We start from the raw sequence: 14,795 nt of genomic DNA on the forward strand, positions 1-14,795 counted from the left end.
GTACTCATCAGGAAAACACGGCAATCGACTCAGTGAGTGCGAGTGACTTTGCTCAGGTGGCGTGGCTGGTCGGGATTCATGCCCCGGGCTTCGGCCAAACCTGCAGCCATGACGTAAAAACTCTGGATCGCCAGGATCGGGTCCAGGCTTGGGTGTTCGGCGCGGCTCAGGGTCAGGTCGCGTTCAGCGATATCGTCCGGCGCGGCCAGCAGCACACGGGCGCCGCGCTGGCGCATGTCGGCGGCCAGGCTCAATAGGCCGGCTTGTTCGGCACCGCGCGGGGCGAAGACCAGCAGGGGGTAGTTGTCGCCAATCAGGGCCATCGGGCCGTGACGCACCTCGGCGCTGCTGAAGGCTTCGGCCTGGATCGCCGAGGTTTCCTTGAGCTTGAGCGCGGCTTCCTGGGCGATGGCAAAACCGGCGCCGCGGCCGATGACCATCAGTTGCTGGCAGTCGCGCAGGGCGTCAATGGCAACCGTCCAATCTTGTTTGGCGGCGGCACGCAGGTCATCGGGCAGCGCACGACAGGCTTGCAGCAGCTCGGTTTCCTGATTCCAGTGGCCGATCAACTGCGCGCTGGCGCTGAGGGTGGCGATAAAACTCTTGGTCGCGGCCACGCTGTGTTCCGGCCCGGCGCACAGCGGTATATGAAACTCGCAGGCGGCTTCCAGCGGCGAGTCTTCGGCGTTGACCAGCGAAATGCTCAGGGCACCGCGCTTGCGCAGCAGGCGCAGGCTGTTCACCAAGTCTGGACTTTGTCCCGACTGGGAAAACCCAAACACCACCTGGCCGCTGACTTTCATCGGCGCTTGCAACAGGGTCACCACCGACATCGGCAGCGACGCCACCGGGATGCCCACGTGTTGCATGGCCAAATACGAAAAATAGCTGGCAGCGTGGTCCGAGCTGCCCCGTGCAATGGTCATCGCCACTTGTGGCGGCTGGCGGCGCAGGCGGCCGGCGATTTCTTCCAGCGGCGGATCCAGGCGTTGCAGTTGGGCGGCGACGGCGTCGCAGGAGGCCAGGGCCTCTTCAAGCATTTTTGAAGTCAATGGTTTCTCCTTCGACCATTACGTCGGTGAGTGTCAGGGAGCGGTCCAGGCGCACGCAGTCGGCAAAGCTGCCGGGTTGCAGGCGGCCGCGTTCTTCCAGGCCCAGGTAGTCCGCGGGAAATTGCGACAGGCGTTGTGAGGCTTCGCTGATGGGCAGGCCGATTTTCACCAGGTTGCGCAGCGCCTGGTCCATGGTCAGCGTGCTGCCGGCCAGGGTGCCGTCGGCCAGGCGTACGCCGCCCAGGCATTTGGTCACGGTGTGGCTGCCCAGCTTGTACTCGCCATCGGGCATGCCGGCGGCGGCGGTGGAATCGGTGACGCAATACAGGCATGGGATCGCACGCAGCGCCACGCGCATGGCGCCGGGGTGCACGTGGAGCAGATCCGGGATCAGTTCTGCATATTTCGCGTGAGCCAGGGCCGCGCCGACGATGCCGGGCTCGCGGTGATGCAGTGGGCTCATGGCGTTGTATAAATGGGTGAAGCTGGTGGCACCGGCGGCGAGGGCGGCGACGCCTTCTTCATAGCTGCCGAGGGTGTGGCCTATCTGCATGCGCACGCCGCGTTCGCTGAGGGCGCGGATCAGGGCGTCATGGCCGGCAATTTCAGGCGCGATGGTGATCACGCGGATCGGCGCCAAACGCAGGTAGGCTTCCACTTCCGCCATCAGCGCGGTGTGGGCGAAATTGGGTTGGGCACCGAGTTTTCCCGGATTGATGTAAGGCCCTTCCAGGTGCACGCCGAGTACGCGGGCACTGCCTGTCGGACGCTGTTCGCAGAAGCTGCCGAGCTGGCCGAGTACGCTGGAAATCTCGTCGACCGGCGCAGTCATGGTGGTAGCCAGCAGCGAGGTCGTACCAAAGCGCACGTGTGTGCGGGTAATCGTCTCGAAGGCCTCCAAGCCTTCCATGATGTCTTTGCCGCCACCGCCGTGCACGTGCAGGTCGATAAAGCCGGGCAGCAAGTAAGGCAGGTCGTTTTCCGCCGGGTCGCAGGGCACGCCTTCAATGGCGGTCACCTTGCCGTGTTCGTGCGCCAGGCGGCCGCGAATCCAGCCGCTGGGCGTGAGGATGTTGTCTTCGGACATGGGCAGTTCTCTAAATTCGCAGTTCAGCGGAATAGTCATGGCGGCGCAGTTCTGCGACGAAGTCGTAGTAGTCGTTGCGGCAGTAGGTGTCGGTGATTTCGATCGGGGTGTTGTCGGCGGTGTAGCCGACCCGGGTCATCAGCAACATGGCGGTGCCGGGCGCGATGCCCACCAGCTTGGCGAACTCATCCGAGGCGTTGATTGCCTGGATGTGCTGCAGGGCACGCACCACGGGTTTGCCGATGCCTTCCAGGTATTCGTACAGCGAGTTGCCAATGGCTTGCGGATGCGGCAGCACCGAGGCGGGCAGGGTGGTCATTTCAATTGCCATCACCGTGTCATCGGCCTTACGCAAACGCTTGAGGCGCGCCACTTTGTCGGCGGGCGACAACCCCAGGCGAATCAGCTCTTCGTGGGTCGGCTGGGTAATTTCACGCTCCAACCATTGGGAGCTGGGCACAAAGCCCTTGAGCCGCAACATCTCGCTGAACCCCGACAAGCGTGACAGCGGCTGTTCCAAGCGTGGCGAGATATAGGTGCCGGAGCCTTGATTGCGGCGAATCAGTCCTTGGGCAAACAACACTTCCAGCGCTTTGCGAGCGGTGACTCGCGAGATGCCCAATTGCTCGCTGAGCACGCGTTCCGACGGCAGTGCCTGTTCGGACGTCCACTGGCCGGCATGGATTGCCGCTTCCAGCTTGCGCGCCAATTGCAGGTACAGCGGCGTGGATTGTTTGTCGTCAGGGCGCAGGGCCAGGATGGGATTCATCTGTCAGGTTTCCGATGCGTTATTGGAGTGTTGTCGCCCGGTAATGGCCGGAAATTAATACCACTTAAATACCATGTCAATGCAACCAAAACGGTGCAAGCAATGGTTTATAGGCCCTGTAATGGGGCCTGGTATCAAGTGGTATTAGAGAGGTCTGTATCGCACGCAGAACCGCGCAGCCCGGCGCAGTGAACTGGTATTCACCGGCAGGCGCTGCCTGGGGCAGGAATTTTTTTTGAATTATTTTACGAACGGTACGAGATTACGGACGAATCTCGATCAGGGTGCCGTCTTTGACCAGGTTCCAGACCTCGCGCATATCCACGTTGCGCATGCCGATGCAGCCGTCGGTCCAGTCCAGGGTATGGAACCACTGTTCCGGGTAGTCCTCGGTGTCGGGGGTGCCGTGGATCATGATCATGCTGCCCGGCTTCACGCCTTCGCGGCGGGCACGGGCGGCGTCGCTGATATTCGGGTAGGAAATGTGCATGGCCAGGTTGAAGCGGTCGCTGGTCTTGCGCCAGTCGAGCCAGTAGAGGCCTTCTGGCGTGCGGCGGTCGCCTTCGATCAGCTTGTGGCCCTTGGGGTTCTTGCCCAGGGAAATGCGGTAGGTCTTGATGGGCTTGCCGTCGTTGATCAACTGCAATTGGTGGGCAGATTTGAGCACCAGGACTTTTTCGACGGTTTTGCCGCCCAGGGTTTCCACCGTGGAGGCCGACGACAGGGTCGCGAACGACAGGCAGATAAGCGCAAGCAACCAACGCATTGAAACGGGTATCCCTAGTGTCATGGGGCGGGCTTGCCCAGCGGCGGTACAGCCTCGCTGCGCACCGGGAAGGATTGCTGCCGGCGGTCAGCGAAAAAGTATTCCAGGGTCCGCCCGACCGTGCGGAAAGCCAGCTCTGACCATGGGATGTCGGCTTCGTCGAACAACTGCACTTCCAGGCTTTCGGGGCCTGCGGCAAAGTCCAGGTCGAGCAGGTCGGCGCGATAGAAGATATGCACCTGGTTGATGTGCGGCACGTCGATCAGGGTGTAGATGCTCATGTTGTGCACGCGCGCGCAGGCTTCTTCCAGGGTTTCGCGGGCGGCGGCCTGTTCCACCGTCTCGCCGTTCTCCATAAACCCTGCGGGCAGGGTCCAGTAACCCAGGCGCGGCTCGATGGCGCGGCGGCACAGCAGCACTTTTTCGCCCCACACTGGCACCGTGCCGGCAACGATGTTGGGGTTCTGATAGTGAATGGTCGAGCAGTGATCACACACAAAGCGCAGGCGGCCGTCGCCTTCGGGGATGCGCTGGGTAACCGGTTTACCGCACTGGCTGCAGAAGTTCATGCTGGGGTTCCTGGAAAGTGCGTCTATCTTGGCGTGACGGGCAGGGCGCTGCAAGTTGTCGTTTAGCGACACCACGCGGGTTTTGGGGTTGGGCACCCGCGAGCTTTGGTGCATGATGCAAGGTAGCCAACAGACCGAGATGACTCATGCTGGACGAGCTACTTCGCCGGGTAAGCAATCACACCCCCCATTCGCTGGAGACCGACGGGCGTTTCCCCGAGGCCGCGGTGCTGGTACCGATTACCCGCAGTGACGAACCTGAGCTGATCCTGACCCTGCGCGCCAGTGGCCTGTCGACCCATGGTGGCGAAGTGGCCTTTCCCGGCGGGCGCCGCGACCCCGAAGACCCGGACTTGATCTTCACCGCGTTGCGCGAGGCCGAAGAAGAAATCGGCCTGCCGCCCGGACTGGTCGAAGTGATCGGCCCGCTGAGCCCTTTGATCTCCCTGCACGGCATTCGGGTCACGCCTTACGTTGGTGTGATTCCCGATTACGTCGAATACCTGGCCAATGATGCCGAGATTGCCGCTGTTTTCAGCGTGCCTTTGGACTTTTTCCGACAGGACCCGCGCGAACATACCCACCGAATCGATTACCAGGGCCGCAGTTGGTACGTGCCCAGCTATCGGTTTGGTGAATACAAGATCTGGGGGCTGACGGCGATCATGATCGTCGAATTGATCAATTTGCTCTATGACGACGCCAACATCAGCCTGCATCAGCCACCCAAGAGCTTCATCAACATCTAAGCCATCGCTTGAATGGCAACGCCGTGAGGGAAAACCATGAAATACCGCCTGGGCGACGCCCGCGTCGAGACTCATCCACAGAGCTGGGTGGCACCGAATGCCACGCTGGTGGGCAAGGTCAAGCTGGAGGAGGGCGCCAACGTCTGGTTTAACGCGGTGTTGCGTGGCGACAACGAACTGATCCTGATCGGCAAGAACAGCAATGTGCAGGATGGCAGCGTAATGCACACCGACATGGGCTACCCGCTGACGCTGGGCACCGGCGTGACCATTGGTCATAACGCCATGCTGCACGGCTGCACGGTGGATGATTACAGCCTGATCGGTATCAACGCGGTGATCCTAAATGGCGCGAAGATCGGCAAGCACTGCATCATCGGCGCCAATTCGCTGATCGGTGAGGGCAAGGAAATTCCGGATGGTTCGCTGGTGGTGGGTTCACCGGGCAAGGTGGTGCGTGAGCTGACCGACGCGCAGAAACGCATGCTTGAAGCCAGCGCTGCGCACTATGTGCATAACTCGCAGCGTTATGCGCGGGATCTGGTTGAGCAGGAAGAATGAACCCGAGTGAACGCCCCGTTGCTTCGCCGTGCGTGAGCATTTGTGCGCTGGATGATGATGATATTTGCACCGGCTGTCAGCGCACCGTGGATGAGATTACGCGGTGGAGCCGCATGGACAATGCCGAGCGCCGGGTGGTGTTGGGGTTGTGCCATGAGCGGGCGGTGGCGGGTGGGTTGGTGTTTATGGTTTCTGGGAAACCTGGCGGCTGATAGACCGCTATCGCAGGCAAGCCAGCTCCCACATTTTGACCGCGTTCCAACAGGTTAAACGCGTTCAAAATGTGGGAGCTGGCTTGCCTGCGATGAGGCCCTCCCAGACGACATCTTTCTAATTGTGAAGTACGCTGTGCGCCATCATCCACAGGCCCATCCCCCATGCTCTTCCTGATCGCCTACATCAGCAGCGTCGTGCTGATCAACTTCGCCTTCTCCACCGCGCCGCACCTGGATGTCATCTGGTCCGCCTGGGGCGGCCTGGTATTTATCCTGCGCGACATGGTGCAAACCCGTTTTGGCCATGGTGCGATCATCGCCATGCTGGCGGCGCTGGTGCTGTCGTATATCACCTCCGACCCTTCTATCGCACTGGCCAGTGCCACAGCGTTTGCGGTCTCCGAGTGCATCGACTGGCTGGTGTTCAGCATCACCAAGCGCCCGCTCCACGATCGCCTGTGGATAAGTTCGGCGCTGAGCATTCCCCTCGATACCTTTATCTTTTTCGGCCTGATCGGCGCGCTCACTCCAGCGGTGGCGGGTACCGCACTGGTGTCGAAATTTGCCGGCGTCACGGTGGTGTGGCTGATCATGGCGTGGCGTATCCGCAAGCGTGCCGTCGCCAACTGAGGCCAATTTTTACAGTTCATGTAAAATGCCGGCCTTTCTCCCCCTGATCCGCTCCCCTGAGGACCTGAGATGACCCGAATCGGAACTCCATTGTCGCCAACCGCGACCCGCGTTTTGCTGTGTGGCTGCGGTGAGCTGGGCAAGGAAGTGGTAATCGAACTGCAGCGCCTGGGCGTTGAAGTGATTGCCGTGGATCGCTACGCCAACGCACCGGCCATGCAGGTGGCGCACCGTAGCCACGTGATCAACATGCTCGACGGCGCAGCCCTGCGCGCGGTGATCGAGGCCGAAAAGCCGCACTTCATCGTGCCGGAAATCGAAGCCATCGCCACCGCCACCCTGGTCGAGCTGGAAGCCGAAGGCTTCACCGTGATCCCGACCGCGCGCGCCACCTCGCTGACCATGAACCGTGAAGGCATCCGTCGCCTGGCCGCCGAAGAGCTGGACCTGCCGACTTCGCCGTACCACTTTGCCGACACCTTCGAAGACTACAGCAAGGCCGTGCAGGACCTGGGCTTCCCGTGTGTGGTCAAGCCGGTGATGAGTTCGTCGGGCAAGGGCCAGAGCCTGTTGCGCAGCGCTGACGACGTGCAGAAAGCCTGGGATTACGCCCAGGAAGGCGGGCGTGCCGGTAAGGGCCGGGTGATCATCGAAGGCTTTATCGACTTCGACTACGAAATCACCTTGCTGACGGTGCGTCACGTCGGTGGCACCACGTTCTGTGCACCGGTTGGCCATCGTCAGGAGAAGGGCGACTACCAGGAATCCTGGCAGCCGCAGGCCATGAGCCCGATTGCGCTGGCCGAATCCGAGCGCGTTGCAAAGGCCGTGACCGAGTCCCTTGGGGGCCGTGGCCTGTTTGGCGTGGAGTTGTTCATCAAGGGTGATCAGGTGTGGTTCAGCGAAGTATCGCCGCGTCCGCATGACACGGGCTTGGTGACCCTGATTTCTCAGGACTTGTCGCAGTTCGCGCTGCACGCTCGCGCAATCCTGGGCTTGCCGATTCCGTTGATCCGTCAGTTCGGGCCTTCGGCTTCGGCGGTGATCCTAGTGGAAGGGCAGTCGACCCAGACGGCGTTTGCCAACCTCGGTGCGGCGTTGAGCGAACCGGATACGGCGTTGCGTCTGTTTGGTAAGCCAGAAGTGAATGGCCAGCGCCGCATGGGCGTGGCGTTGGCGCGGGATGAGTCGATTGAAGCGGCTCGAGCCAAGGCTACCCGTGCTTCCAAGGCTGTTGTGGTAGAGCTGTAACCGAGGCGCGCCCTTCGCAGGCAAGCCAGTTCCCACATTGGAATGCATTTCCCTGTGGGAGCCGGGCTTGCCTGCGATAGCGGTCTATCAGGCGACCTTATTCAGATCATTATCCCGCGTCTCTTTCAGGCACAGCACAGCAATCAAGCTGAGCAACGCCGCCGCCGACACATACCCACCGACATAACTCAGCCCACCCATCGCCACCAGCTTGGTCGCGAAGAACGGTGCCGCTGAAGCCCCCACGATCCCACCCAGGTTATACGCCGCCGACGCGCCGGTATAACGCACGCGCGTCGGGAACAACTCCGGCAGCATGGCGCCCATCGGCGCGAAGGTCACGCCCATCAGGAACAGCTCCAGGGCCAGGAACAGCGCCACCGCCCAGGTCGAGCCGTGGGTCAGCAGCGGCTCCATGGTGAAGCCCGACAGGATCGCCAGGATCGCACCGACGATCAGCACGGGCCGGCGCCCGTAACGGTCACTCGCCAGGGCTGCCAGCGGCGTGGCCAGGCCCATGAACAGCACTGCGAAGCACAACAAGCCAAGGAAGGTCTCGCGGCTGTAGCCCAAGGTCGAAACGCCGTAGCTCAGCGAAAACGCGGTGGTGATGTAGAACAGCGCATAACACACCACCATCGATGCAGCGCCGAGCAAGACGGGCAGCCAATGCTGGCTGAACAGTTCCACCAACGGCACTTTTACCGGCGCTTCTTTGGCAACGGCGTTGGCGAAGACCGGCGTTTCATGCAGCTTCAGGCGCGCATACAGGCCGACCATCACCAGCGCGGCGCTGAGGATGAACGGGATGCGCCAGCCCCAGCTGCGGAACTGCTCGTCGTTCAGGCTCATGGCCAGGATCAGGAACAAGCCGTTAGCCGCGAGGAAGCCAATCGAAGGGCCCAGTTGCGGGAACATGCCGAACCAGGCGCGCTTGCCCTTGGGCGCATTCTCGGTGGCCAGCAGTGCCGCGCCGCCCCATTCCCCGCCAAGCCCCAGGCCCTGCCCAAAGCGCAGCACACACAACAGGATCGGGGCCCAGGCGCCAATGCTGTCGTAACCGGGCAGTAAGCCGATCAGCGTGGTGCACACGCCCATCAGCAGCAAGGACGCCACCAGTGTGGATTTGCGGCCGATGCGGTCGCCGAAGTGGCCGAACAGTGCCGAGCCCAGCGGGCGGGCGATAAAGGCGATGCCAAAGGTCAGGAACGACGCCAGCATCTGCGCGGTGCCGGAGGTCTGCGGGAAGAACACCGGGCCGATCACCAGCGCAGCAGCCGTGGCGTAGATATAGAAGTCGTAGAACTCGATGGCGGTGCCGACAATGCTCGCGGTGGCAACCCGTGCAGTCGAGTTGGTCGGGGCGGCGGGCGCGGCCTCGTTATAGGTGGTGCTCATGGCGGTATCCCTGACGGTCGTTGCGCGTTTGGACGCGGATTATTATTGGTCGAACACCCATGGATCAGGGTAGTGCGCGGGGCGGCTCGGGATGGGAGCGAACACCGGTCAGACAGGATGAAGCGGTGCCTTGACGCGTTGGGTGCGGGTAGCACACGGTCGGGCGGGGCTCTGGTAAGCCGCAGGGATTATAGGAAGGGGTTTGGAGATACAACAAGTGTGCTGACACGCCGCAAATCAAAATGTGGGAGCTTGAGTAGTATCAGGGATAGGTTAGGCAGCCACCGGCATCCTGCTGGTATGCCAGATCAGCACCTTGCTCACGCGGTTGTCCTCGGTCTCGAGGATTTCCAGGCGGTAGCGCCCGATTTTCAGGCACACCGCGCAGTCCGGGATGGTCTCCAGTGCTTCGGTGACCAGGCCATTGAGGGTCTTTGGACCGTCGCTGGGCAGGTGCCAGTTCAGGCTCTTATTCAGGTCGCGGATCGAGGCGGCACCGTCGATGATATAGCGGCCATCCGGTTGCGCGTCGATATGCGGGTTGTCGGCACTCTGTTCGCTCTCAAACTCACCGACGATTTCTTCGAGGATATCTTCCAGGGTGACAATGCCCAGCACTTCGCCGTACTCGTCCACCACCATGCCGAGGCGTCGCTGTTGCTTGTGGAAGTTCAGCAGTTGCAGTTGCAGCGGCGTACTTTCGGGGACGAAGTAGGGTTCGTGGCAGGCGGCGAGTAACGCTTCCTTGGTCAGGCTGGCGTCGGGCAGCAGGTGCTGGATCTGTCGCGTGTTCAGCACCGCCTGGACCTGGTTGATATCACTGTGGAACACCGGCAGGCGCGTGCGCTCGGAGGTGCGCAGTTGCTCGATGATCTCTTCGACTGAGTCATCCAGGTTGATGCCGTCCACTTCACTGCGCGGTACCAGGATGTCGTTGACCGTGATGTTGTCCAGGGCGTGGATGCCGGGCATCCCGGGGGTGCGGTCTTCGTCGGCTTCCGGTTCCGGTTCGTCGTCGTGGTCGGGCAGCGGTTCATCGCTCTTTTTCACCACGCCGGATTGACGTGCGAATGGACGCAACAGCAACAGGCTGATGCCATTGAGCAGCCAGGCAAGGGGGTAGAGGATTTTCAGCGGCACGCCCAAAAGCGTATTGCCGAAGCCCAACACCGCTTGCGGATAACGAACGGCGAGGGCACGAGGCAGGTAGTCGGCGAATATCAGCAGGAGCGCGCAGGCAATCATCCAGCCCAGCCAAGGTCCGTTCTGCGCCCAGGCGTAGATCGCCAGCAAGGTGCAGAGAATGACTACCGCGGCGCGACACAGGCTGTTGCACAGGATCAGGCTGTTACGCGGGAAGCTCAGGCGGGCAGCAGCCTTGTCACCCTGGCGTGTACCAGGGCGCAAGGCCAGCAAGTGCTGTTGCGCGGCTTCGATGGCGGTAAACAGCGCGGCCCATAACACCAGCAAGGCGATTACTGCGAGCATCGGCTCCAGCGGCAAGTTGTCCATGATCACGGCCCGTCAGATGTGCAGGATGTATTCGCGGACCAGCTTGCTGCCGAAATAGGCCAGCATCAGCAGGCAGAAACCGGCCAGGGTCCAGCGGATCGCCTTGTGCCCACGCCAGCCGAGGCGGTTGCGGCCCCACAGCAATACGCTGAACACTACCCATGCCAGGCACGCCAGCAACGTCTTGTGCACCAGGTGCTGGGCGAACAGGTTTTCGACGAATAGCCAGCCGGAAATCAGCGACAATGACAACAGCGTCCAGCCAGCCCAGAGGAAGCCGAACAGCAGGCTTTCCATGGTTTGCAGCGGCGGGAAGTTCTTGATCAGCCCTGAGGGGTGCTTGTGCTTGAGCTGGTGGTCCTGCAGCAGCAGGAGCAGGGATTGGAAGACGGCAATGGTGAACATGCCGTAGGCCAGGATGGAAAGCAGGATATGCGCGAGGATGCCCGGCTCTTCATCAATCACCTGCACCGTACCCGTGGGCGCGAATTGCGCCAGCAGCACCGTCAGCACGCCCAATGGGAATAGCAGCACCAGCAGGTTCTCGACGGGAATCCGATAACAGGCCAGCAGGGTCAGCGCGATGACGGCCGCCGCAATCAGGCTGGCGGCGCTGAAAAAATCCAGGCCCAGGCCGACTGGGGTCATCAGGTGGGTAAACAGGCTGGCAGCGTGAGCCAGCAGGGCTAGGACGCCAAGGCCGACCAGCAGGCGTTTGTCCGCCTTGGTGCCTTGGGCCAGACGAGTGCCCTGATAGAGAGTCGCAGCGGCATACAAAATGGCGGCGGCGAGGCTGGGTAGCAAACTGGGTGACAAAGGGAGCATAAATCCTGATAGGCAAGCCCGAAAGGCGCTGAGTTTGGCATACCCCCGCGTAACACGAAAGACTCTCAGGCCAGACAGCGGGTGTGCATGGCCGCAGTCTTCGCTATAATCCGCGACCTGCCCACGCCGCAGGCTCGCCGAGCGCTGTTTTTAATAGCGATTTACCACAGCCTCGGTCGCCACTACCTCGGTCTACCAATGCATTTTGTTGAATAGGGCCTGAAAGGATCGCGCATGTTTGAAAACCTGACTGACCGTCTCTCGCAGACGCTGCGCCATGTCACCGGCAAGGCCAAGCTGACCGAGGACAATATTAAAGACACCCTGCGTGAAGTGCGCATGGCGTTGCTGGAAGCCGACGTGGCTTTGCCGGTGGTGAAGGACTTCGTCAACTCGGTCAAAGAGCGCGCGGTAGGCACCGAAGTGTCCCGCAGCCTCACGCCGGGCCAGGCCTTTGTGAAGATCGTCCAGGCCGAGCTCGAAAGCCTGATGGGCGCGGCCAACGAAGACTTGAACCTGAGCGCCGTGCCGCCGGCCGTCGTATTGATGGCCGGTTTGCAGGGCGCGGGTAAAACCACCACCGCCGGCAAGCTGGCGCGCTTCCTTAAAGAGCGCAAGAAGAAGTCCGTCATGGTGGTGTCGGCCGACGTGTACCGTCCGGCGGCCATCAAGCAGTTGGAAATGCTCGCCGGCGAAGTCGGTGTGACCTTCTTCCCGTCCGACCTGAGCCAGAAGCCGGTCGACATCGCCAACGCAGCTATTAAAGAAGCCAAGCTGAAGTTCATCGACGTGGTCATCGTCGATACCGCCGGTCGCCTGCACATCGATGAAGAGATGATGGGCGAGATCAAGGCGTTGCACGCCGCGATCAACCCGGTCGAGACGCTGTTCGTGGTCGATGCCATGACCGGCCAGGATGCGGCCAACACCGCCAAGGCATTTGGTGACGCACTGCCGCTGACCGGCGTGATCCTGACCAAGGTCGACGGCGATGCCCGTGGCGGTGCTGCGCTGTCAGTACGTGCCATCACCGGCAAGCCGATCAAGTTCATCGGTATGGGCGAGAAGAGCGAAGCGCTCGAGCCGTTCCACCCCGAGCGTATTGCCTCGCGAATCCTCGGCATGGGCGACGTGCTCAGCCTGATCGAGCAGGCCGAAGCCACGCTCGACAAGGACAAGGCCGATAAACTGGCCAAGAAGCTGAAGAAGGGCAAGGGCTTCGACCTCGAAGACTTCCGCGACCAGCTGCAACAGATGAAGAACATGGGCGGCCTCGGCGGCCTGATGGACAAGCTGCCAAACATCGGCGGTGTGAACCTGGCGCAAATGGGCAATGCCCAGGGCGCGGCAGAGAAGCAGTTCAAGCAGATGGAAGCCATCATCAACTCCATGACCCCGGCCGAGCGCCGCGACCCTGAGCTGATCAGCGGTTCGCGCAAGCGTCGGATCGCCATGGGGTCCGGCACCCAGGTGCAGGACATCGGTCGCTTGATCAAGCAACACAAGCAGATGCAGAAGATGATGAAGAAATTCTCCGCCAAGGGCGGTATGGCCAAGATGATGCGCGGCATGGGCGGCATGTTGCCCGGCGGCGGCATGCCTAAAATGTAAAGTATTCGAGCGGGAGCCCAGCTCCTGCTCCGACCCACAGGGATGTGGGATCTCCAGCAAACCCGCTATTGGCGGGGGCTGACCTGCCGTTTTAACCGACGGCTCTATAGCAGATCTGAATGGCACACTGATAGGCGCCAAAAAAAGACATTTGCAAAAGTCCGGATATTCCTTAGAATATGCGGCCTTTCGGGCACCTATGCCCGCTGTGCATTTAGATTTGCAGCACCGACTACAGGAACGATGTTCACATGCTAACAATCCGTCTTGCCCTTGGCGGCTCCAAAAAGCGCCCGTTTTACCACTTGACCGTAACCGACAGCCGCAACCCGCGCGACGGTTCGCACAAGGAACAGGTTGGCTTCTTCAACCCTGTTGCTCGTGGTCAAGAAGTTCGTCTGTCCGTGAACCAAGAGCGCGTAGCCTACTGGCTGAGCGTGGGTGCACAGCCATCCGAGCGCGTTGCAAAGTTGTTGAAGGACTCGGCTAAGGCCGCAGCCTGAGCAATATGAACGCGACGCCAGCTGTTGCTGATGATTTGATCGTTATCGGCAAGATTTACTCTGTTCATGGCGTTCGCGGCGAAGTGAAGGTGTATTCCTTTACTGATCCGACTGAAAACCTGTTGCAGTACAAAACCTGGACGCTCAAGCGCGAAGGTAGTGTGAAACAGGTCGAGCTGGTCAGTGGACGCGGGAGCGATAAGTTCCTGGTCGCAAAGCTCAAGGGTCTTGATGACCGTGAAGAAGCTCGTCTTCTGGCCGGTTATGAGATCTGCGTGCCGCGCAACCTGTTCCCTGAATTGACCGACGGCGAGTACTACTGGTACCAGCTGGAAGGTCTGAAGGTTATTGATCAACTCGGGCAATTGTTCGGGAAAATCGATCATCTTCTGGAAACCGGCGCCAATGATGTAATGGTGGTCAAGCCTTGCGCTGGCAGCCTGGATGATCGCGAACGCTTGTTGCCCTATACAGAGCAATGCGTGTTGGCCATCGACCTGGCCGCGGGCGAGATGAAGGTGGAATGGGATGCGGACTTCTAAGCGTGGCTAATCTGCGCATTGAAGTGATCAGTTTGTTTCCCGAGATGTTTTCCGCTATCAGCGAGTACGGCATCACCAGTCGGGCGGTGAAACAGGGGCTGTTGCAGCTTACCTGTTGGAACCCGCGAGACTACACGACGGATCGACATCACACTGTGGATGACCGCCCATTTGGCGGTGGCCCGGGCATGGTGATGAAGATCAAGCCCCTGGAAGACGCGTTGGCTCAGGCCAAGGCCGCCGCCGGGGAGAAGGCGAAGGTAATTTACCTGTCCCCTCAAGGCCGTCAGCTGAAACAGGCTGGGGTCCGCGAACTGGCGAATGAGGAAGCACTGATCCTGATTGCCGGTCGCTATGAAGGCATTGACGAGCGTTTTATTGAAGCTCATGTCGATGAAGAGTGGTCGATTGGGGACTATGTGCTGTCTGGCGGCGAGCTGCCGGCGATGGTCCTGATAGATGCGGTTACACGACTGCTGCCTGGAGCTTTAGGGCATGCGGACTCCGCGGAGGAAGATTCCTTCACGGATGGTTTGCTGGATTGCCCGCACTACACCCGACCGGAGGTGTATGCGGATCAGCGTGTTCCCGACGTATTGCTAAGTGGCAATCACGCACACATCCGGCGTTGGCGTTTACAGCAGTCCCTTGGTCGGACCTATGAACGACGCGCCGATCTTCTGGATAGCCGCTCGCTTTCTGGAGAAGAGAAGAAGCTGCTCGAGGAATACATCCTCGCGCGGGACGATAGTTAA

At 60.8% G+C, this 14,795-nt stretch carries 17 protein-coding genes; 9 read left to right on the forward strand and 8 right to left on the reverse strand.

The genetic code is table 11. From position 1 onward, the window contains the following. Positions 1-29: 29 nt before the first annotated feature. The 5 genes from BFP95_RS13745 to BFP95_RS13765 form a co-directional block, all read right to left on the reverse strand. Positions 30-1,040: an SIS domain-containing protein gene (locus BFP95_RS13745; protein ID WP_065874554.1), complete on the reverse strand. Its 1,011-nt coding sequence runs from the start codon at positions 1,038-1,040 to the stop codon at positions 30-32. Further along, on the reverse strand, positions 1,033-2,139 hold the full coding sequence (gene nagA / locus BFP95_RS13750; protein WP_065874555.1) for an N-acetylglucosamine-6-phosphate deacetylase: 1,107 nt from the start codon (positions 2,137-2,139) through the stop codon (positions 1,033-1,035). The genes BFP95_RS13745 and nagA overlap by 8 nt, the downstream gene beginning before the upstream one ends. A gap of 10 nt (positions 2,140-2,149) precedes the next feature. Next, positions 2,150-2,908, reverse strand: coding sequence for a GntR family transcriptional regulator (locus BFP95_RS13755; RefSeq protein WP_065874556.1), 759 nt, complete (start codon positions 2,906-2,908; stop codon positions 2,150-2,152). 262 nt (positions 2,909-3,170) lie between these two features. Next, complete coding sequence (locus BFP95_RS13760) at positions 3,171-3,674, reverse strand: L,D-transpeptidase family protein (protein WP_049711666.1); 504 nt, start codon at positions 3,672-3,674, stop codon at positions 3,171-3,173. Between the two features lie 20 nt (positions 3,675-3,694). Continuing rightward, complete coding sequence (locus tag BFP95_RS13765) at positions 3,695-4,243, reverse strand: NUDIX hydrolase (RefSeq protein ID WP_065874557.1); 549 nt, start codon at positions 4,241-4,243, stop codon at positions 3,695-3,697. Positions 4,244-4,389: 146 nt separating this feature from the next. Between BFP95_RS13765 and BFP95_RS13770 the strand changes: the two genes are divergently transcribed. From BFP95_RS13770 to purT, 5 genes are all read left to right on the forward strand, one after another. Further along, positions 4,390-4,992, forward strand: a complete 603-nt coding sequence (locus tag BFP95_RS13770) for a CoA pyrophosphatase (protein WP_065874558.1) — start codon at positions 4,390-4,392, stop codon at positions 4,990-4,992. Between the two features lie 36 nt (positions 4,993-5,028). Then, on the forward strand, positions 5,029-5,553 hold the full coding sequence (locus BFP95_RS13775) for a gamma carbonic anhydrase family protein (RefSeq protein WP_065874559.1): 525 nt from the start codon (positions 5,029-5,031) through the stop codon (positions 5,551-5,553). Further along, the gene (locus BFP95_RS13780; protein WP_065874560.1) at positions 5,550-5,765 is read left to right on the forward strand and encodes a DUF1289 domain-containing protein; all 216 of its coding nucleotides are present in this window, start codon (positions 5,550-5,552) and stop codon (positions 5,763-5,765) included. The genes BFP95_RS13775 and BFP95_RS13780 overlap by 4 nt, the downstream gene beginning before the upstream one ends. Positions 5,766-5,930: 165 nt before the next feature. After that, complete coding sequence (locus BFP95_RS13785) at positions 5,931-6,398, forward strand: VUT family protein (RefSeq protein ID WP_065874561.1); 468 nt, start codon at positions 5,931-5,933, stop codon at positions 6,396-6,398. A gap of 69 nt (positions 6,399-6,467) precedes the next feature. Further along, a complete protein-coding gene (purT, locus tag BFP95_RS13790; RefSeq protein ID WP_065874562.1) occupies positions 6,468-7,649 on the forward strand; it encodes a formate-dependent phosphoribosylglycinamide formyltransferase in 1,182 nt (393 codons plus the stop codon). 87 nt (positions 7,650-7,736) lie between these two features. On the opposite strand, the gene BFP95_RS13795 is transcribed toward purT, so the two are convergent. The 3 genes from BFP95_RS13795 to BFP95_RS13805 form a co-directional block, all read right to left on the reverse strand. Beyond that, positions 7,737-9,047, reverse strand: a complete 1,311-nt coding sequence (locus BFP95_RS13795; protein ID WP_065874563.1) for an MFS transporter — start codon at positions 9,045-9,047, stop codon at positions 7,737-7,739. Positions 9,048-9,320: 273 nt separating this feature from the next. Continuing rightward, positions 9,321-10,559, reverse strand: coding sequence for a transporter associated domain-containing protein (locus BFP95_RS13800; RefSeq protein WP_065889959.1), 1,239 nt, complete (start codon positions 10,557-10,559; stop codon positions 9,321-9,323). A gap of 12 nt (positions 10,560-10,571) precedes the next feature. Beyond that, positions 10,572-11,384 carry a cytochrome C assembly family protein gene (locus BFP95_RS13805; RefSeq protein ID WP_065889957.1) on the reverse strand — a complete coding sequence of 271 codons (813 nt, stop codon included), beginning with the start codon at positions 11,382-11,384 and terminating at the stop codon, positions 10,572-10,574. Between the two features lie 234 nt (positions 11,385-11,618). Here BFP95_RS13805 and ffh point away from each other — a divergent pair, with 234 nt between their 5' ends. The 4 genes from ffh to trmD all read left to right on the forward strand — a co-directional run bounded on the left by ffh (position 11,619) and on the right by trmD (position 14,795). Beyond that, entirely contained in the window at positions 11,619-12,995 is a 1,377-nt protein-coding gene (gene ffh / locus BFP95_RS13810) for a signal recognition particle protein (protein ID WP_003193965.1), read from the forward strand. A 251-nt stretch (positions 12,996-13,246) separates the two neighbouring features. Further along, the gene (rpsP, locus tag BFP95_RS13815) at positions 13,247-13,498 is read left to right on the forward strand and encodes a 30S ribosomal protein S16 (RefSeq protein WP_003175899.1); all 252 of its coding nucleotides are present in this window, start codon (positions 13,247-13,249) and stop codon (positions 13,496-13,498) included. A gap of 5 nt (positions 13,499-13,503) precedes the next feature. Continuing rightward, the gene (gene rimM, locus BFP95_RS13820) at positions 13,504-14,040 is read left to right on the forward strand and encodes a ribosome maturation factor RimM (protein ID WP_049711676.1); all 537 of its coding nucleotides are present in this window, start codon (positions 13,504-13,506) and stop codon (positions 14,038-14,040) included. After that, on the forward strand, positions 14,022-14,795 hold the full coding sequence (gene trmD / locus BFP95_RS13825) for a tRNA (guanosine(37)-N1)-methyltransferase TrmD (protein ID WP_175403014.1): 774 nt from the start codon (positions 14,022-14,024) through the stop codon (positions 14,793-14,795). The genes rimM and trmD overlap by 19 nt, the downstream gene beginning before the upstream one ends.

Source organism: Pseudomonas sp. 58 R 12 (assembly GCF_900005865.1).
Lineage (GTDB): Bacteria > Pseudomonadota > Gammaproteobacteria > Pseudomonadales > Pseudomonadaceae > Aquipseudomonas > Aquipseudomonas tritici.